Below are 17,388 nucleotides of genomic sequence, written 5' to 3' on the forward strand. Positions count from 1 at the left end.
TTAGGATTCGGCGTCTGTCGTCGTCCTGTCATGGGGCGACAGCCGGGATAGGGGTAATCCCGGTGTTCGCGCAAGGGGCCGATCTTTTGGGGGCGGCCGTTCGCCTGCCTTGCCGCGCGCGAGTCCGGGGCAGCCGCGCCCTACGGCCGTTCGGGCGTGTCGGTGACCAGCCGGATCCAGTTCTGCACGAAGCGCGAATGGCGCCGCTGGTCCAGCCCCACCAGCAACGCCGGCGACAGCACCACCGGCTGCACGATGCCCTGCGAGCGCGCCAGCACCGCCTCGGAGGTCCAGCGGCCGGGCGTGTCCTCCATGATCGAGCCGAGCGCCGCGTGGCTGGACGCCACCTGCTGGCCGGCGGGCGACAGCAGCCAGTCGACCAGCGCGCGCCCCAGGTCGGGGTTGGGCGCGCGCCGCGCGATCAGCACCGAGCGCGCCAGCACCAGCACGTAGTCCTGCGGGAACACCACGCCGATTTTCGCGCCCGCCGCCTGGCGCGACAGGGCGTACGACCCGAGGATGTTGTAGCCCAGGTCCATCTCGTCGTTCTCGATGGCGTCCAGCAGTTCGGCGGTGGTGGCCGACAGCCGCACGCCGACCTGGCCGAAGGCGTTGGCCAGGCCCCAGAAGTTCGACGACACCAGCTCGTCCTGCTCGGCCATCAGGTAGCCCACGCTGCTGCGCGAGATATCGTAGGTGCCGACGCGGCCATGCAGGCGCGCGCGGTCCTGCTCCAGCGTGCGCAGCAGGTCCTGGCGCGAGCGCGGCACGGTGGCTTCGCTGTAGCGCTTGGGGTTGTAGACGATCACCGCCGGCTCGAAAGTGAAGCCGTAGACCTCGTTGCGCCACACCGCCCACGATGGCAGCCGCGCGGCATAGGGAGAGGTGTAGCGCTGCGCGTAGCCGTCGTTGGCCAGGCGGATCTGCAGGTCCGAGGCCGAACTCATCAGCACGTCCACGTCCTTGAGGCGGTCCTCGATCGCCGCTTCGTACAGTTCGCGGCTGCCCATCTCGCGATAGACCACGGTGACGTCGGGCCGCTGCGCCTGGAAGCCGAGGATCAGCGGCGCCACCACCGGTGTGTCGGTGGGGCCGGCAATGGTCAGCACGCGCGATGACGGCTGCGGCGCGGGATAGCGGGTGACGATCTCAGGGACCTCGGCGGCGCGCACGTCTGCCGGCGCGGCGGACAGCAGCAGGAACGCCGCGCCGACTACGCCTATCCATCCCGCCAGCCCGCGTCCCGTCCGCGGGCGCGCCAGCGGCAGGATGACGCGCGCCGACAGGCCGCCGCCGGACCGATCCTGCAGCCACAGCGAGCCGCCGTGCGCTACCGCGACCGATCGCACGATGGCCAGCCCGAGGCCCGAGCCGGGCTGCGATTCACCGGTGCGCCCGCGCGTGAAGCGTTGCTGCACGGCTTCCTTTTCATCGTCGGCGATGCCTGGGCCGCGGTCGGACACCGTCAGCGCCACGCGATACCCCGCCACCGGCGTCGCCTGGATGTCGACGTTGCCCTGCGGCGCATAACGCAGGGCATTGTCCACCAGGTTGCGCAGCATCTCGCGCAGCGCCACGCGATCGCCCGCGATGCGGGCACGGCGCACCTCGGGGGCGATCTCGATGCGCAGGCGCTGCGCCTCCAGCGGTCCGATGCGGCGCCGGGTTTCGTTGATGGTCTCGGCCACGCCCACCGGCGCGCGCGCGCCCTTGCCCAGCCGGTGCGTGATGGTGGCGTCCATCAGCAGCTGGTTGATGAGCTGGCTGGCGTGGGTGGCATTCTGGTGGATGCGGCCCAGGCGCTCGTGCAGGCGCTTGGGGTCGGTTTCGTCCAGCGCCACTTCGGCCTGGGCGCGCAGCGAGGCCAACGGCGTGCGCACCTGGTGCGCGGCATCGGCAACCAGGGTGTTGAGGGTGTCCATGATGCCGGACAGGCGTTGCATGAAGGCGTTCAGGGCCTCGACCAGGCGCCGCACCTCGGTCGGCACCGGCGTGACCAGCGGCGCCAGGTCGTCCGGCGCCCGGTGCCGCAATTCGCCTTCGACCACGGCCAGCGGCGCGAAGGCGCGCTGCACGCCGAACCACAGCAGGCCCAGCGCGACCAGCGACACCACGATCAGCGGCAGCACGCTGCGGCCCAGGATCTCGTCGGCCAGCTCCTCGCGCGAGCCCAGTGTCTCGGCCACGCGCACGGTGACCCAGCCGGCGTGCTGGCTGGCCGACACCAGCCGTCCCACCGTGGCCACGCGCACCGGCTCATCGTGATAGCGCAGATAGGCGAACACCGGCGTGGCCGACTGCGCCAGCGGCAGGCCGGGCGCCAGGTCGGCATAGCCGGTGATGAGCCGGCCGTTGGACGCGCGGGCTTCGTAGAACACCCGTTCGCTGCCCGACAGCATGGCCAGCGACGATACCGGCGGTTCGACCGTGACGCCGTTGTCCTCGATCTGCACGGAACCGGCAATCGTCAGTGCCGACGCCGCCAGCAGCCGGTCGAAGGCCTGTTCGGCGGCGCGTTGGGCATAGTCGCGCAGGAAGAACACCAGCCCGATCAGCGCGCAGGCGAGCAATGCCGCGCCCAGCGTGAAGACGCGGCGGCGGATCGAGAAGCTGTCAGGCAGGGTCATGGCTGCGGGCCTGGTAGCCGACGCCGCGCACGGTGACGATATCGATGGAGGCGCCGGCCAGTTTCTTGCGCAGGCGCGAGATCAGCAGTTCCAGCGCGTTGAGGGAACCGTCGTCCAGGTCGAACAGCTGGTTCATGAGCCGTTCCTTGGCCACGGTCTGGCCCAGCTTGCCCAGCAGGATCTCCAGCAGCCGGAACTCGCGCCGGCCCAGTTCCAGCGGCGCGCCGGCCAGCGTGACGTGGCGATTGGCCAGGTCCAGGCTCAGGTTGCCGTAGGCGGTGACGCTGCTGGTCTGCCCGGCCGGGCGCCGCAGCAGGGCGCGCAGCCGCGCTTCGAGTTCGCGCAGGTCGAAGGGCTTGACGAGATAGTCGTCGGCGCCCAGGTCGAGCATGTCGATCTTGTCTTCGATTTCGGAACGGGCGGTCATGACCAGCACGGGCGCTTCCAGCCCGGCGGCGCGCAACTCGCGGATGACGCTGAAGCCGTCCTTGCCGGGCAGGTTGATGTCCAGCACCAGCGCATCCCATGTTTCGTCCAGCCCCCAGCGCAACGCGGCGACGCCGTCGCGCACCCATTGCACGCTATGGCCCGCCGAACGCAGTTTGCTCTCCACGGCATCGCCCAGGTCGAGGTTGTCCTCGACCAGCAGAATGCGCATGTCCGTCCTCCGATATCGATTGTGATTTTTTCGGGAGTTTAACGGGAGGCTTTGGTGCTGTCGCTGTCGGAGGGGGTGTGGTGTTCTTTTGGCCGCCCGTGGCGTCGGCGGCCGGTGGGGCGCGGGGCTACGATTGCGGTCCGGAGCCTTCGCTCCGGACTGCCCCTTCGTCATCCTCGTTGCCGCCTGCCGGCGGCTGCCTTCGGATTCCCTCGGGCGCATCTACACGCCCCGCGCCCCACCGGCCGCCGACGCCACGGGCTACAGCGTGATCACTTCACCGGCGCGGGGGCGAATCGTGTGCTTGGCGTTTTGGTGGAAGATCTAGTCGGGACGGAAGATTTTGCGGGGCCGCCAAAACCGGCCGCGCGGGCGGCCGGTTTTGGCATTTAGGGGGAGGTCGGGCGAGATGCGGAGGAATCGGTGAGGCAATGCCAGAGGTGTTCCGCTTGGAGGAATCCGGGATGCATCGCCAAGCATCTTCCCCGTCAGCCGTTCTTCCTCAGATCAGGCGCGCGCCAAGCCCGTCACGCACACGCCAGCCCCCATCGCGCGCCGCCACTCTCCTCCCCCCGACTGGACGGCACCCCAAGCAAGCAACCCGTCACCCGCGCGCAGCGCCAACGCGCCAAGCCAAGACACCGCGTAAGTTGCGGGCGGCCGCCCGGGCGGCGGGCAACCTCGATGCGCCCGACGGAATCCGAAGGCAGCCGCCGGCAGGCGGCAACGAGGATGAGGCAGGGGGGGGCCGCCGAGGCCAGTCCGGAGCGAACGCTCCGGACCGCAATCGTGGGCGCCCGCCGCCCGGGCCGCCTGCCAGACGGGCGGCCTAAGAAAGCCCCCCGCCGCCAGCAGAAACAACCCAGCGACAAGCCAAATGCCGCCCTAAGCAGCAGCCTCTTCAGCCGCCGGCCCCACCTGCCCCACATACCGGCAATCCAGCTCCAGCGACAACTCATCCATCCCCAGAATCTCCACCTCCACCGCCGTCCCGCGCTCCAGCTCGGGCATCCCCCCGATCCGGGTGACGAGCGGGCAGTTGGCGAAGCGCACCAGGTCTTCGCGCAGCACGTGCGCCACGGTGCGGGTGATGTTGTGCTGCTTGAGCCAGCGCAGGCACCAGTAGCGCTCCATCGCGCTCTGGAACTCGGCCCAGGCCGCGTACTGCGCGTCGAACGCGCCGATGATCGCGAACAGATCCGCGTCGCGCGGTTTGAAGGGAGCCACCAGGCGCGCCGAGACGCCGTGCTCGACGGCGGCGATCAGCTGCCACTGGTTCACCAGGTCGACGTAGCGGCGCAGCGGCGACGTGCTCCAGGCGTACTGCGGCACGCCGATGGCCTCGTGCGGCAGCGCCTGGGTGCTCATGCGCACACGGCCGGCCTGTTGCGAGCGGTAGATGCCCGGCACGCCGTGCTGGTTCAGCAGGCCGCCCCACAGGTTATTGGCCAGGATCATGTACTCGGCCACCATCCGGTCCAGCGGCGCGTTGCGCTGGCGCGGCACCAGGCGCACCGGGGTGTCGGGATCGTCGGGGTCGCCGTCCAGGTAGAAGCTGTACTCCACCCGCGAATTGTTCTCGGGCTTGCCGCGCACGTTCTCGCGCTGCGCCGACAAGGCCTGCGCCAGCTTCCACAGCGGGCGCAGCCAGTGGCCGTAGGGCAGGTCAGTGGAAGTGTCGTTCAGGCTGTCTTCGGTGACCTGGGCGTCCAGCATGTTGTGGCGCAGGTTTTCGCGCACCACCACGCGCTCCAGGCGCGTGTCGGATTCGATGACCTCGCCGGTCTCCGGGTTGGCCACCACGTACAGCGACAGCACCGGCACCTCGCGGCCCGCGTCCAGCGAGAAGGCCTTGATGACGTTGTCGGGCTGCATCGGGATCTTGTCGCCCGGCATGTAGACCGTGGACAGACGCGCGCGCGCCAGCTTGTCGAATTCGCTGTCGCGCGTCACCGTCAGGCCGGGCGCGGCCACGTGGATGCCGACGCGCAGGTTGCCGTCGGGCAGGGTGGAAACCGACAGGGCGTCGTCGATCTCGGTGGTGGTGACGTCGTCGACCGAATAGATCTCGGCGTCCGACAGCGGCAGTTCGCGGTCGATCGGCGGCAGTTCCAGCTCGGGAAAGGCCAGGCCCCGGGGAAAGTTCACCGCCAGGAAGCGGCGCTTGTGCAGCGCCAGGGCGTGCGGCCAGGCGCCCAGTTCCAGCAACAGGCGGTCGGGGCTCTTGCCGAGCCTGGCGCAGGCGGCGTCCAGCGCCTTCCATTGCTGCGAATTCTTGTCGGGCCGGATCAACAGCGATTCGGCGACCTGGGCGATGGGCTCGGGCAGGCGGCCGGCGGCCATCTCGTCCACCCATTCCTGCTGCTGCTCGGCCTGGCGCTGTTTCTTTTCCAGCGCGGCCAGGGCGGCGGCCAGGATGTCGGGCGGGGCAGGGCGGTAACTGCCCTTGCCGCGGCGGTGGAAATAGGCGGGCGCGCCATGCAGGCGCATCAACAGGGCGGCCTGCTCGACCGGGGTGGGGGCGTGGCCGAAATAGTCGGCCGCCAGGGCCGGGGACTCGAATTCCTCCTGGGGCGCGCATTCCCACAGGAATTGCAGGTCCAGGGTTTCGGCCAGCGCGGCCGCCTGGGCCATCAGCGCGGCGGGTTCGGGCGCGGCGAAATTGAACAGCGTATTGGCGCGCTTGATCTTGCTGCGCTTGCCCGACTCCGACTCCACCTGGAGGCTGGCGTCGGTTTCGGACAGGATATGGCCGGCCTTGAAGCTGCCGTCGTCTTCGTAAAACACATACATGGTGAGGGTCGTCCTGGGCGGCGCGCACGCGCCGCCTTGCGCAGCAATATAAAGAGTGTTGAGAGTTATCTGGGGTCGGTTGGAGCGCAGCCAAGGGCGAATTCGAGCACCTCGGGCATCCAGTCGGCGAAATCCGACAGGCCATGGTCGCTGCCGGCCACGATGCGCTGCCGGCAGCCCGCATAGCGGTCACGCATTTCGCGCCAGTCCAGCACCTCGTCTCCGGTCGCCGCCACCAGGAAATACCGGTCCGGCTGGCTGATCCGGCTGACGTGCAGGGCGGCCAGTTCCTCCACGTATTCGGGCAGGAACTGGAATGGCGCGTCGGAATGATACATGCGGTGTTCGCCCACCTGGGTCGCCAGGTCCCGCGCCGCCTCGACCGCCGGGTTGAGCAGCACCGCCTTGCAACCCAGTTGCTCGGCCAGCCAGGTCGCGTAGAAACCGCCCAGCGACGAGCCGACCACGGTCAGCGCGCGCGGCTCGGTGGCACGCGCCAGTTGCTGGCGGGCGATGCCCAGCGCCAGATCGATGGCCTCGCGCGGGCTGGCCGGCAATTGCGGGCAGGCCCAATCGCCTTCCCTCCCGCGCGCGGCCATGGCGTCGGCCATCATGCGGGCCTTGAACGACGTCGGCGAGGAACGAAAGCCGTGCAGGTAAAGGATCATTTCGTGCCTTTCCGAGGGATCTGCCTGATGCGCGGCGGGGGCGCGGCCCTTCAGCCGCGCGCCTCCAGGGCCGTCAACAGCTTGCCGTGGATGCCGCCGAAGCCGCCGTTGCTCATCACCAGCACCTGGTCGCCAGGCCGGGCGGCCTGCACGACGGCCGCCACCAGGGCGTCGATGTCATCGTAACTGGAGGCGCGGTCGCCCAGCGGCGCCAGCACTTCGGCCGGGTTCCAGCCCAGCGCGTGCTTGCCGGCGCGGGCGCCGAAGCAGAACACCAGGTCGGCGTCGCGCAGGGAATCGGGCAGCCGGGCCGCCATGGCGCCCAGCTTCATGGTGTTGGAACGCGGTTCCAGCACGGCCAGGATACGGGCCGGGCCGACCTGGCGACGCAGGCCTTGCACCGTGGTGGCGATGGCGGTGGGGTGGTGGGCGAAGTCGTCGTAGACCTTGACGCCGTTGACCGTGCCGCGCAGTTCCATGCGGCGTTTCACGCCGCCGAAACGGCTCAGGGCCGCCACGCCTTCGGCCGCCGGCACGCCGGCGTGTTCGGCGGCGGCCAGCGCGGCCAGGGCGTTCATGCGATTGTGCTCGCCGCCCAGGGCCCAGCGCACGGTTCCCACGGCGGCGCCATTGCAGCGCACCTCGAAGGCGCCGTCGGCATCGGGCGCGTCGGCCTGCCAGGCGCCGTCGGCGCCGAACGTGACGGTTTCGGACCAGCATCCGCGCGCAATCACCCGGTCCAGCGCGTCGGAGTGGGCGGGGCGGATGATGCGGCCGGAAGCCGGGATGGTGCGTACCAGGTGGTGGAATTGGGTTTCGATGGCCGCCAGATCCGGGAAGATGTCCGCGTGATCGTATTCCAGGTTGTTCAGGACGGCGGTGCGCGGGCGGTAGTGGACGAACTTCGAACGCTTGTCGAAGAAGGCCGTGTCGTATTCATCCGCCTCGATCACGAAGGGGCGGCGCGCGGCGTCGTAGCGCGCCGATACGTGCAGGTCCGGCGCGACGCCGCCGATCAGGAAGTTGGGGGCGAGACCCGCGGCTTCCAGGATCCAGGCCAGCATCGAACTGGTGGTGGTCTTGCCGTGGGTGCCGGCCACCGCCAGCACATGGGCGCCGGGCAGGATGTTGTCGCCCAGCCATTGCGGGCCCGACACGTAGCGGGCGCCGGATTCCAGGATGGCTTCCATCAGCGGATTGCCGCGGCTGACCACGTTGCCGATCACGTACAGGTCCGGCTTGAGGGCCATCTGTTCGGGGCCGAAGCCCTCGATCAGCTCGATGCCCTGTTCGGACAACTGGGTGCTCATGGGCGGATAAACGCCCGCGTCGCAACCCGTGACCTTGTGGCCGGCGGCGCGCGCGATCAGCGCCAGGCCGCCCATGAACGTACCGCAGATGCCAAGAATATGCAGATGCATTGAAAAATCTCCTGCCTGCATTGTATATATAGGCAGCGGTCAAGCGTCGTCCAGGCCGCGGCGGCGCAAACCGGCCGCAACGGTTATGATCGCGCCATGAATCGACGCCTACTCCTTTCCGCCGCCGTGGCCGTGGCCGCCACGGTCGCGGGTGGCTACACCCTGCTGGGCCGCAACAAGCCCCAGCCCGCGGCGCCCGCCGCCGAGGATCCCGTCGCCGCCCTGATGCAGTTGCAATTGCCCGACCTGAACGGCGCGACCCAGTCGCTGGCCGCCTGGAAGGGCCAGCCCATCGTGGTCAATTTCTGGGCAACCTGGTGCGCGCCTTGCGTCAAGGAAATGCCCGAACTCGACGCGTTGCAGAAAAAATATCCGCAAATCAAGTTTGTCGGCATCGGCGTGGATTCTGCCGCCAACATGCAAAAATTTGTCGAGAAAGTACAGGTTTCCTATCCGTTGTGGGTCATCGGCGCCGGCGCCATCGATACCTTGCGCAAGCTGGGAAATCCGAGCGGCGGCCTGCCGTTTACCATTGTTTTCAACGCAGATGGCAGCATTAACCGGAAGATATTGGGTGAAATCCAGCCCGATGACCTCGACCGGACGCTCTCTGGTTTGAAGGCGTAAGTCTGTTGGACAAATAGTAGGAATTGGCGTAAAAAGCTGGTTTATCGGCTGTTTTGCCAACAATTGGCAATCCACTCATTGGCAAGCGCATGGCGCAAAACATACTGGTATTGCATGGCCCGAATCTGAACCTGCTCGGCACCCGGGAACCTCACATCTACGGCAGCCTCACGCTGTCCCAGATCAACGAGGGCCTGGAGCGGCTGGCCGGTGATTTGGGCGCCACGCTGAGCGCGTGGCAAGGCAATCACGAAGGCGCGCTGGTTGACCGCATTCAGGCGGCCCGGCAAGACGGCACCGATTTCATCATCATCAACGCGGCGGCATATACGCACACCAGCGTCGCGATCCGCGATGCGCTGGCCGGGGTCGCGATCCCATTTATTGAAGTACATTTGTCCAACCTGTATAAGCGAGAGCCCTTCAGGCATCACTCATACCTGTCCGACTTGGCGGTAGGCCTCATCAGCGGCCTGGGCGCGGACGGTTACGAAGCGGCTCTGCGTTACGCAGTGCGGCATTGATCTCGCACCAACTCTCAGCTTTTACATCTTATATGGCGCGGACCCGACGACCGGGACGTTGCCGACACTATCTCGGGAAGCAGCTTCTATGGACCTTCGAAAACTCAAAACCCTGATCGACCTGGTGGCTGAATCGGGCATCGCCGAGCTGGAAATCACCGAAGGCGAAGGCAAGGTTCGCATCGTCAAGTTCTCGCAGACCCTGCAGCCGGTGGCCTACCACCAGCCGGAAGCCGGCGTCGCCGTCGCCCCGGTTGCGCCCGCCGCCCCGGCCGCGCCCGCCGCCGCCGCGGCCGAAGCCGCTCCGGTGATCCAGGGCCACGTGGTCAAGGCGCCGATGGTCGGCACCTTCTACCGCTCGCCGAACCCGGGCGCCGCGCCGTTCATCGACGTGGGCCAGTCGGTCAAGGAAGGCGATCCGCTGTGCATCATTGAAGCCATGAAGCTGCTCAATGAAATCGAAGCCGACAAGTCCGGCGTCATCAAAGAAATCCTGGTCGAAAACGGCGAGCCCGTCGAGTACGGTCAACCCCTGTTCGTCATTGGCTGATAGCTGAAAATGTTCGAAAAAATCCTGATCGCCAACCGGGGCGAAATCGCCCTGCGCATTCAGCGCGCCTGCCGCGAGCTGGGCATCAAGACCGTGGTGGTGCACTCCGAGGCCGACCGCGAAGCCAAGTACGTGCGCCTGGCCGATGAATCCGTGTGCATCGGGCCCGCGCCGTCGCGCGAAAGCTACCTCAACATGCCGGCCATCATTTCGGCGGCCGAAGTCACGGATTCCGAGGCAATCCACCCGGGTTACGGGTTCTTGTCCGAAAATGCCGACTTCGCCGATCGCGTCGAAAAGAGCGGCTTCGTCTTCATCGGCCCGCGTCCCGACACGATCCGCCTGATGGGCGACAAGGTCAGCGCCAAGCGCGCCATGATCGAAGCCGGCGTGCCGGTGGTGGCGGGTTCCGAAGGCGCGTTGCCCGACGATCCGCAGGAAATCATCCGCGTTGCGCGCGAAGTCGGTTATCCGGTCATCATCAAGGCCGCCGGCGGCGGCGGTGGCCGTGGCATGCGCGTGGTGTACACCGAGGCCGCGCTGCTGAACGCCGTCACCATGACGCGTTCGGAAGCGGGCGCCGCGTTCAACAACCCGGAAGTCTATATGGAGAAGTTCCTCGAGAACCCGCGCCATGTGGAAATCCAGGTGCTGGCCGACGGCGGTCGCAACGCCGTGTGGCTGGGCGAACGCGACTGCTCCATGCAGCGCCGCCACCAGAAGGTCATCGAGGAAGCGCCGGCCCCCGGCATCGCGCGCCGCCTGATCGAGCGCATCGGCGACCGCTGCGCCGACGCCTGCCGCAAGATGGGCTACCGTGGCGCGGGCACGTTCGAGTTCCTGTATGAAAACGGCGAGTTCTATTTCATTGAAATGAACACCCGCATCCAGGTCGAACACCCGGTCACCGAGCTGATCACCGGCGTCGACCTGGTGCAGCAGCAGATCCTGATCGCCGCCGGCGAGAAGTTCACGCTGCGCCAGCGCGACATCACCTTCAAGGGCCACGCGATCGAGTGCCGCATCAACGCCGAGGATCCGTTCCGCTTCGTGCCCAGCCCTGGCCGCATCACCAACTGGCACACGCCGGGCGGCCCGGGCGTGCGCATCGATTCGCACGCGTTCAACGGCTATTTCGTGCCGCCGAACTATGATTCGATGATCGCCAAGGTCATCACCTACGGCGACACGCGCGACCAGGCGCTGGCGCGCATGCGCACCGCGCTGTCGGAAATGGTGGTGGAAGGCATTTCCACCAACATCCCGCTGCATCGCGAACTGCTGCAGGATGCCCGCTTCGTCGAAGGCGGCACCAGCATCCACTATCTGGAAAACAAGCTGGCCCAGCGTCCCTGACCAGCCGATAGCAGGGGGGCTCAGGCCCCCCTTTTACTGCCTTAACCGGCTGACCGGGCCGCGGCGTTTGCCGCGGCCCGTTGGCCAGATGGAAGAATCATCATGCGTGAACTCGTGCTCCACTGCCAGGAGGCGCAAGCCGAAGCCCTGTCCGATGCGTTGCTGGAGGCGGGCGTGCTGTCGGTGTCCGTCGAGGATGCCGACCTGGGCACCGATGATGAGCGTCCGCTGTTCGGCGAGCCGGGCACCGAACCCGACGTGCAGGCCTGGGAACGCAACCGCGTCGTGGCCCTGCTGCCGGACGGCGCCGATCCCGCGCAGATCATGGAAGAAGCCGCCGCGGCGGGCGAACTCGATCCCGCGCTGTTTGCCGGCTGGAGCCTGCGCGACGTGCCCGACGCCGACTGGGTGCGCCTGACGCAATCGCAGTTCGGCCCCATCCACATCGCCGAACGCCTCTGGATCGTACCCAGCTGGCACCGCGACAGCCCGGACGTGCCGGGCCTGGAAACGCCCGCCGCCGAGGACGGCGCCATCCACATCGAACTCGATCCGGGCCTGGCCTTCGGCACCGGCAGCCATCCGACCACGCACCTGTGCCTGGCCTGGCTGGAAGCCGAACTGCCCAAGGGCGCGACCCTGCTGGACTACGGCTGCGGCTCGGGCATCCTGGCGATTGCCGCGCGCAAGCTGGGCGCGGGCCCGACCCAGGCCGTCGATATCGACGCCCAGGCGGTGCAGAGCACGGTCTTCAACGCCGAGGTCAACCACGTCGAGCTGCAGGCCATGCTGCCCGACGGCCTGGCCGACGGCACCTTCGAGGTCGTGGTGGCCAACATCCTGTCCAACCCGCTCAAGGTGCTGGCGCCCATGCTGGCCGGCCGCGTGGCCGCCGGCGGCCACCTGGTGCTGTCCGGCGTGCTGGAACGGCAGGCCGAGGAAGTGGCCGCCGCCTACGCGCCCTGGATCGCCATGTCGGTCTGGCGCGCCCGTGATGGCTGGGTCTGCCTGCACGGCCAGAAGGCCTGAGCCCGGTTCCGCAGGATCCCGCGCCATGGCCCTGACCACCCGCTGCCCGCAATGCGGTACATCGTTCAAGGTGGTGCCCGACCAGCTTCGGGTCCGCAACGGCCTGGTGCGCTGCGGCGCCTGCGCCACCGTGTTCGACGGCCGCGCCTGCCTGCTGCCCGAGACGGGCGCGGGCATGCCGGCCGCGGCCATTCCCGCTTCGAACACGCCAATCGCGGCGCCTGCGCCCGCCGCGTCGCAGGCGATCGCCGCGCCGGTCCTGGGGACGCCGCCGGCGCCGCCTGTCGCCGACGGGGCGCCGCCGCCGGTGCGGCGTCCGTCTGTCGAACCGCGCGAGGTCGCGCCCTGGGACGACCTGCCCGATGAGCCCGCCTCGCCGGGCATTCATCCGGGAGCCAGCGGCGCGTCCCCGGCCGCCGCCCCGTCTGTCGCGCCGACCGATGAACCGGCCCCCCGGCCTCTCGCGTCCGCCGTGCCGCCCGCCGTGCTGCGCGGCCGCGACGACATCCGCCGCCGCATCGAACCCGACGCCGCGCTGGCGGAAGAGGGCGACGATGACGAAGACGAAAATGAAGACCTGGATCGCTACGACGACGAACCGCGCCTGAGCCATGCGCCGCCGCGCTGGCCGGCGCCGGCCGCGCCGCGCGACGAGCCCATCGTGGCGGTGCGCGACAGCGCGAACCACGAGGCGCCGCGCCATGCCCGGCCCGCCGAACCGGTATTCGTGGTGCGTGACGACGCGCGGCCCACGCCGCCCGGCGATGACGATGAGATCGGCCTGCGTCATCCCGATGACGATGACCAGGACGCCGACGACAGGCGCGACCTCGACGGCGCCGCCGAACCGATCCTGGGAGACACGCGCACGCGCTATTCCAGCGCCACCGACGTCGGTCGCGCGCCGCCCGAATTCCTGGACCAGGATCGCCAGGAGCGCCATGGCCTGCTGCGCAAGCTGTGGGGCTACGCCTGCCTGATCGGCCTGCTCGCGCTGGGCTTGCAGCTGCTGTACGTGTACCGCATCGACATTGCCAATTCCGTGCCGGTGCTGCGGCCGGCGCTCGAAGCCGCCTGCAAGCCGCTGGGCTGCACGGTCGGTTACGCGCGCCGCCTGGAGCGCATCGCCATCTCTTCGTCGTCGTTACAGCCGCCCACGGGCGCGGCCGCCATCGATGACGGCCGCACGCGGCTGGTGCTGAACCTGGTGCTGCGCAATCGCTACGACAAGCCGCAACATTGGCCGGCGCTGGTGCTGGACCTGACTGATTTGTCGGACACGGTGGTGGTGCGCCGCGTGCTGATGCCCGAGAATTACCTGACGCCCGAACAACTGCGCGGCCCCTTCGGGCCGGCGGGCGAACTGAAGATTTCCGTGCCGATTGAAGTGACCGGTGTTCAAGTCAACGGCTATCAACTCGACAAGTTCTTTCCTTGAAGGATGACATTCATGGCGACCCCCGTTCTGGTCTGCGGTTCGATGGCGTTCGACACCATCGCGGTGTTCGAAGGCCGCTTCAAAGAGCACATCCTGGCCGACCGCATCCAATCCCTGAGCGTGTCGTTCCTGGTGCCCAGCATGCGCAAGGAATACGGCGGTTGCTCCGGCAACATTGCCTACAACATGAATCTGCTGGGCGGCAAGCCGGTGCCGGTGGCCACCGTGGGCGAGGACGCCGGTGAATACCTCGAGCGCCTGACCGGCCTGGGCATCGACGTGAGCCGCGTCAAGGTGGTGCCGGGCACGTTCACCGCGCAATGCTTCATCACCACGGACCTGGACGACAACCAGATCACCGCGTTCCACCCGGGCGCCATGTCGTTCTCGGCCAGCAATGACCTGAGCGATGCCAAGGCGAGCTGGGGCATCGTCGCCCCGGATGCCAAGGAAGGCATGTTCGCCCACGCCGAACGCCTGCACCGCAGCGGCATCCCCTTCATCTTCGACCTGGGCCAGGCCATGCCGCTGTTCGACGGCGCCGACCTGGAACGCATGCTCGGCCTGGCCCAGGCCCTGACCGTCAACGATTACGAGGCCGGCGTGGTCGAGCAGCGCACGGGCCGCAGCATGGCGGACATCGCCACCGGTTTGCAGGCGGTGGTCGTCACCCGCGGCGCCGAAGGCGCCACGCTGCTGACCGAAGGCAAGAGCTTCCAGATCGAACCGGTGCGCGCCACCCAGGTGGTCGATCCCACCGGCTGCGGCGACGCCCAGCGGGGCGGCCTGCTCTACGGCTTGACCAGCGGCTGGAATTGGGAAGACAGCTGCCGCCTGGGCAACGTCATGGGCGCCATCAAGATCGCCTCGCGCGGTCCGCAGAACCATGCCCCGTCGCGCGCCGAGATCGACGCCGTGCTGCACGCCACCTACGGCATCCACCTGCCGGCCTGAGCCCGTTTCGGGTTGACGATCCGGCTGCGGCGGGAACCCGGCCGCGTGGCAATGGTCGAATAGCCGGCAAAAACAGGCCGTGGCGGTTTAGCGCCGCGGCCGGTTCGCAAGCTGGTTTTCCGCCCGTGGCGGTGCGTTTCAGTGTGTTGCACGTTAGGCTGCCGTCCCCGTAGGGCGGAGTATTATCAGATCGTCGGCTGTGCCCGATCGAGGAGTCCAAATGAACCAAAGCAAAACCTTTTCCTTGTTGACGCCGCGTACCGGCCGGTGGCTGGCCGTGGCTGCCGTCGTGACCTCGATGGCAGTCCTGGGCGGTTGCGCCAATCGCAGCGCGTCCAGCGGTGTGTATAGCTATGATCAAGCCCAGCGCGAACAGATCGTCCGCACGGGCACGGTGACGGGCGTGCGCCCCATCGTCATCCAGAACGACAAGTCCAGCGGCGTCGGCATGCTGGCTGGCGGCGCGCTGGGTGGCGTGGCAGGTAACGCCATCGGTGGCGGCACGGGCCGTACCATCGCCACGGTCGGCGGCGCCATCCTGGGCGCACTGGCCGGCAATGCCGTGGAAAACCAGGTTGGCAAGAATTCCGGCTACGAAATCACGGTGCGCCTGGATAACGGCGAAACCCGCGTCGTGGCCCAGGAAGCCGATGTGCCGATCAGCGTCGGCCAGCGTGTGCAGGTCATCAGCGGCGCCGGTCCGACCCGCGTCACGCCGATGTAATCCTTCTGGCGCCTGCCACCCCCCGAAGCCCGCGCATGCGGGCTTTTTTTCGTTCCGGCGGGCGGCTGGACAATCGCCTTGGTGGCTGGGGACAGGGCAGTCAGCGAGGCGAGGAGGGGATTCTGTCGCTCCGCTGCAACGCAACACCCGGGATTTACCCCAAGACGTTACCTTTTCGAGCCATTTATAGCGATTTGGTCTGTAAGTTTCATGGCGATTCAACGGTTGAAGTGCCATGATGGCACCCGTGAACGAAGTCGCCGCGTGAATTTGATGTAACCAAGTGCATCGGCGACTCCTTCCGGAAGGCTGAAATCTGTCAGACGACTTTCAGCTGATTTCTATATACTCGCCGTCCAGAAACTCGGGGCGGGGATGATTTTTGCCAACGAGGCAATGTAACGCCGTACTAGCTATGCACACCGAGCAAGAACTCCACACCAAGATCGGCGCGATCGTCGAGTCGATCGTCATGAAGAAAGTCACTCCCGATACGCAACTGATTGCCACCGGCCTGGTCGATTCGCTCGCCGCCGTGGATATCACGCTGGCGGTCGAGGCGGAGTACGGCTGCAGCATCCCGGCTCCCGAGATCGCCGAACATCTGCAGTCGGTACGCACGCTCGCCGGCTATGTCGCTGCCAATCTTTCGTAATCCCCGCCTGCTGTCCCACGCCGCGGCCGCCATCACGGCGGCGGCGCTGGCGTACGGGGCTTTTTGCGGCGCGGATGACGTACTGTCCCGGATTGTCCGCCCCGTTTCCACGGTGGCGTCGGACAAGAACAACTATCTGCCCAACCTGGGGCCGGATTGGGGCACGCAGCACGTCAACCTGAATCGCCTGGGCAATGCGCTCAGCGACGGCACGTTGGTGGTGCTGGGTTCGTCCGAGCTGTCCAGCCACGACTTGCGCTTCGTTCCCTACCGTTTCTTCCCCGAAGAACTGAAGGTACCGACGCTGGCCTATGGGCACGCGATGTTCCAGTCCTACGGCATCGTCAGCGTGCTGGAATCCGTCGCGGATTCACTGACCCCCAACACGCGCCTGGTGATCATGGTGTCGCCGGCCTGGTTCGCCTCGGGCGGCCAGCTGCCTCGCAGCGCGTTCGCCGAACACGTCACCGGCCCGGTCTGGGATCGTCTCTGGGACAAGCCCAGCACGCGCGAACAGATGCAGAACTGGATCAGCGACAACGCCAACTGGGGCTTGCTCTGGCTGATCGCCAACGGCCAGGTTGCCGAGCTCAAGGACAAGCTGTCGCTGTGGTGGAACGCGCGCAAGGAACCCGCGCCAGATCGTCCGCGCAGCAAGCTGTCGGTGCCCGCGCATCGCTTCGTGACATGGCCCTCGTCGGCGCGGCTCAACCCGGGCCAATGGTCGCGCCTTACGCACGAAGCGCGCGAAGTCGAACACCAGCTGGGCGGCAACAACCCCTACGACGTGCGCGACGACTACTACAAGCAATACCTGGCGCCCTTGTATTCGCCGGCGCGAAACGAGTTCGCCGACGTCGATCCGCTCACGCGCACCGAGCTGGGCGACCTGTCGCGTGTCATGGCCCTGTTGCAACGGCGCAAGGTCAAGGCCTACTTCGTGATCCAGCCGTTCAATCCCAAGCTCATCCTCGACGTCGAACGCTTCGATCCGGTGGTGGCCGCCATTACCGGCATGTGCCAGCGCTACCAGATGGGTTGCCTGGATATGTACAGCATTCCCTTCGAGCCGGGCATGGTGCGCGATGACATGCATCTGGCCGAGCTCGGTTGGGCGATGGCGGACCAGGGCATTGCGGAGTACTTTTCCCGATGAATCTCATTCCAGGCGCCGATGCGGCGCAAGGCGAAGCCGGCCAGAAGCAGGACGCCCGCAAGGCGGCCAAGGCCTGGGGGCGGCGCTTCTTCTGGCACCTGTGCCTGTATATCGGGGTGATCCTGGTGTTCGTGCTGCAGGCGCAGCCCACCACGGGCAGCGGCGGACCTATCAAGGTCGAATTCCAATATCAACAGTTCTGACCGCA

General features: G+C 67.4%; 16 protein-coding genes. 11 read left to right on the plus strand and 5 right to left on the minus strand.

The features are described 5' to 3' along the window. Nucleotides 1-140: 140 nt before the first annotated feature. The 5 genes from AT699_RS03125 to mpl all read right to left on the minus strand — a co-directional run bounded on the left by AT699_RS03125 (nt 141) and on the right by mpl (nt 8,167). Nucleotides 141-2,627: a sensor histidine kinase gene (locus AT699_RS03125; RefSeq protein WP_006388596.1), complete on the minus strand. Its 2,487-nt coding sequence runs from the start codon at nt 2,625-2,627 to the stop codon at nt 141-143. Beyond that, nucleotides 2,614-3,285, minus strand: a complete 672-nt coding sequence (locus tag AT699_RS03130; protein WP_006388597.1) for a response regulator transcription factor — start codon at nt 3,283-3,285, stop codon at nt 2,614-2,616. Before AT699_RS03130 ends, AT699_RS03125 begins: the two co-directional genes overlap by 14 nt. Before the next feature lie 885 nt (nt 3,286-4,170). Then, nucleotides 4,171-6,078: a ribonuclease catalytic domain-containing protein gene (locus AT699_RS03135; RefSeq protein WP_024067678.1), complete on the minus strand. Its 1,908-nt coding sequence runs from the start codon at nt 6,076-6,078 to the stop codon at nt 4,171-4,173. A gap of 65 nt (nt 6,079-6,143) precedes the next feature. Then, nucleotides 6,144-6,746, minus strand: a complete 603-nt coding sequence (locus AT699_RS03140) for a YqiA/YcfP family alpha/beta fold hydrolase (RefSeq protein WP_024067679.1) — start codon at nt 6,744-6,746, stop codon at nt 6,144-6,146. 50 nt (nt 6,747-6,796) lie between these two features. After that, nucleotides 6,797-8,167 (minus strand): UDP-N-acetylmuramate:L-alanyl-gamma-D-glutamyl-meso-diaminopimelate ligase, encoded by a 1,371-nt coding sequence (gene mpl / locus AT699_RS03145; RefSeq protein WP_024067680.1) that lies wholly within the window; start codon nt 8,165-8,167, stop codon nt 6,797-6,799. Nucleotides 8,168-8,263: 96 nt separating this feature from the next. Between mpl and AT699_RS03150 the strand changes: the two genes are divergently transcribed. From AT699_RS03150 to AT699_RS31920, 11 genes are all read left to right on the plus strand, one after another. After that, nucleotides 8,264-8,794 carry a TlpA family protein disulfide reductase gene (locus tag AT699_RS03150; protein ID WP_006388601.1) on the plus strand — a complete coding sequence of 177 codons (531 nt, stop codon included), beginning with the start codon at nt 8,264-8,266 and terminating at the stop codon, nt 8,792-8,794. Between the two features lie 89 nt (nt 8,795-8,883). Further along, entirely contained in the window at nt 8,884-9,318 is a 435-nt protein-coding gene (gene aroQ, locus AT699_RS03155; RefSeq protein ID WP_006388602.1) for a type II 3-dehydroquinate dehydratase, read from the plus strand. An 88-nt stretch (nt 9,319-9,406) separates the two neighbouring features. Next, entirely contained in the window at nt 9,407-9,868 is a 462-nt protein-coding gene (gene accB / locus AT699_RS03160) for an acetyl-CoA carboxylase biotin carboxyl carrier protein (RefSeq protein ID WP_006388603.1), read from the plus strand. 9 nt (nt 9,869-9,877) lie between these two features. Continuing rightward, nucleotides 9,878-11,224, plus strand: a complete 1,347-nt coding sequence (gene accC, locus AT699_RS03165) for an acetyl-CoA carboxylase biotin carboxylase subunit (RefSeq protein ID WP_024067681.1) — start codon at nt 9,878-9,880, stop codon at nt 11,222-11,224. Between the two features lie 102 nt (nt 11,225-11,326). Next, nucleotides 11,327-12,253, plus strand: a complete 927-nt coding sequence (gene prmA / locus AT699_RS03170; RefSeq protein WP_006388605.1) for a 50S ribosomal protein L11 methyltransferase — start codon at nt 11,327-11,329, stop codon at nt 12,251-12,253. 25 nt (nt 12,254-12,278) lie between these two features. Then, nucleotides 12,279-13,691, plus strand: a complete 1,413-nt coding sequence (locus AT699_RS03175) for a DUF3426 domain-containing protein (protein ID WP_024067682.1) — start codon at nt 12,279-12,281, stop codon at nt 13,689-13,691. 12 nt (nt 13,692-13,703) lie between these two features. Continuing rightward, on the plus strand, nt 13,704-14,645 hold the full coding sequence (locus AT699_RS03180; RefSeq protein WP_024067683.1) for a carbohydrate kinase family protein: 942 nt from the start codon (nt 13,704-13,706) through the stop codon (nt 14,643-14,645). A 220-nt stretch (nt 14,646-14,865) separates the two neighbouring features. Then, entirely contained in the window at nt 14,866-15,369 is a 504-nt protein-coding gene (locus tag AT699_RS03185; protein ID WP_006388608.1) for an outer membrane lipoprotein, read from the plus strand. A 415-nt stretch (nt 15,370-15,784) separates the two neighbouring features. Continuing rightward, nucleotides 15,785-16,024: an acyl carrier protein gene (locus tag AT699_RS03190; RefSeq protein WP_006388609.1), complete on the plus strand. Its 240-nt coding sequence runs from the start codon at nt 15,785-15,787 to the stop codon at nt 16,022-16,024. After that, a complete protein-coding gene (locus AT699_RS03195) occupies nt 16,002-17,180 on the plus strand; it encodes a D-alanyl-lipoteichoic acid biosynthesis protein DltD (protein WP_006388610.1) in 1,179 nt (392 codons plus the stop codon). The genes AT699_RS03190 and AT699_RS03195 overlap by 23 nt, the downstream gene beginning before the upstream one ends. Next, a complete protein-coding gene (locus AT699_RS31920) occupies nt 17,177-17,383 on the plus strand; it encodes a hypothetical protein (RefSeq protein ID WP_006388611.1) in 207 nt (68 codons plus the stop codon). The genes AT699_RS03195 and AT699_RS31920 overlap by 4 nt, the downstream gene beginning before the upstream one ends. The last annotated feature ends 5 nt before the right edge of the window (nt 17,384-17,388 follow it).

It is taken from the genome of Achromobacter xylosoxidans, assembly GCF_001457475.1.
Taxonomy (GTDB): Bacteria; Pseudomonadota; Gammaproteobacteria; order Burkholderiales; family Burkholderiaceae_B; genus Achromobacter; species Achromobacter xylosoxidans.

Excerpts from the sequence above, each read along its gene's own strand:
- AT699_RS03140 (WP_024067679.1), bottom strand. The coding sequence starts at position 6,746 with ATGATCCTTTACCTGCACGGCTTTCGTTCCTCGCCGACGTCGTTCAAG.
- AT699_RS03125 (WP_006388596.1), bottom strand. The coding sequence starts at position 2,627 with ATGACCCTGCCTGACAGCTTCTCGATCCGCCGCCGCGTCTTCACGCTG.
- AT699_RS03185 (WP_006388608.1), top strand. The coding sequence starts at position 14,866 with ATGAACCAAAGCAAAACCTTTTCCTTGTTGACGCCGCGTACCGGCCGG.
- accC (WP_024067681.1), top strand. The coding sequence starts at position 9,878 with ATGTTCGAAAAAATCCTGATCGCCAACCGGGGCGAAATCGCCCTGCGC.
- AT699_RS03130 (WP_006388597.1), bottom strand. The coding sequence starts at position 3,285 with ATGCGCATTCTGCTGGTCGAGGACAACCTCGACCTGGGCGATGCCGTG.
- AT699_RS03195 (WP_006388610.1), top strand. The coding sequence starts at position 16,002 with ATGTCGCTGCCAATCTTTCGTAATCCCCGCCTGCTGTCCCACGCCGCG.
- prmA (WP_006388605.1), top strand. The coding sequence starts at position 11,327 with ATGCGTGAACTCGTGCTCCACTGCCAGGAGGCGCAAGCCGAAGCCCTG.
- AT699_RS03135 (WP_024067678.1), bottom strand. The coding sequence starts at position 6,078 with ATGTATGTGTTTTACGAAGACGACGGCAGCTTCAAGGCCGGCCATATC.
- aroQ (WP_006388602.1), top strand. The coding sequence starts at position 8,884 with ATGGCGCAAAACATACTGGTATTGCATGGCCCGAATCTGAACCTGCTC.
- AT699_RS03150 (WP_006388601.1), top strand. The coding sequence starts at position 8,264 with ATGAATCGACGCCTACTCCTTTCCGCCGCCGTGGCCGTGGCCGCCACG.
- AT699_RS03190 (WP_006388609.1), top strand. The coding sequence starts at position 15,785 with ATGCACACCGAGCAAGAACTCCACACCAAGATCGGCGCGATCGTCGAG.
- AT699_RS03180 (WP_024067683.1), top strand. The coding sequence starts at position 13,704 with ATGGCGACCCCCGTTCTGGTCTGCGGTTCGATGGCGTTCGACACCATC.
- mpl (WP_024067680.1), bottom strand. The coding sequence starts at position 8,167 with ATGCATCTGCATATTCTTGGCATCTGCGGTACGTTCATGGGCGGCCTG.
- AT699_RS03175 (WP_024067682.1), top strand. The coding sequence starts at position 12,279 with ATGGCCCTGACCACCCGCTGCCCGCAATGCGGTACATCGTTCAAGGTG.
- accB (WP_006388603.1), top strand. The coding sequence starts at position 9,407 with ATGGACCTTCGAAAACTCAAAACCCTGATCGACCTGGTGGCTGAATCG.
- AT699_RS31920 (WP_006388611.1), top strand. The coding sequence starts at position 17,177 with ATGAATCTCATTCCAGGCGCCGATGCGGCGCAAGGCGAAGCCGGCCAG.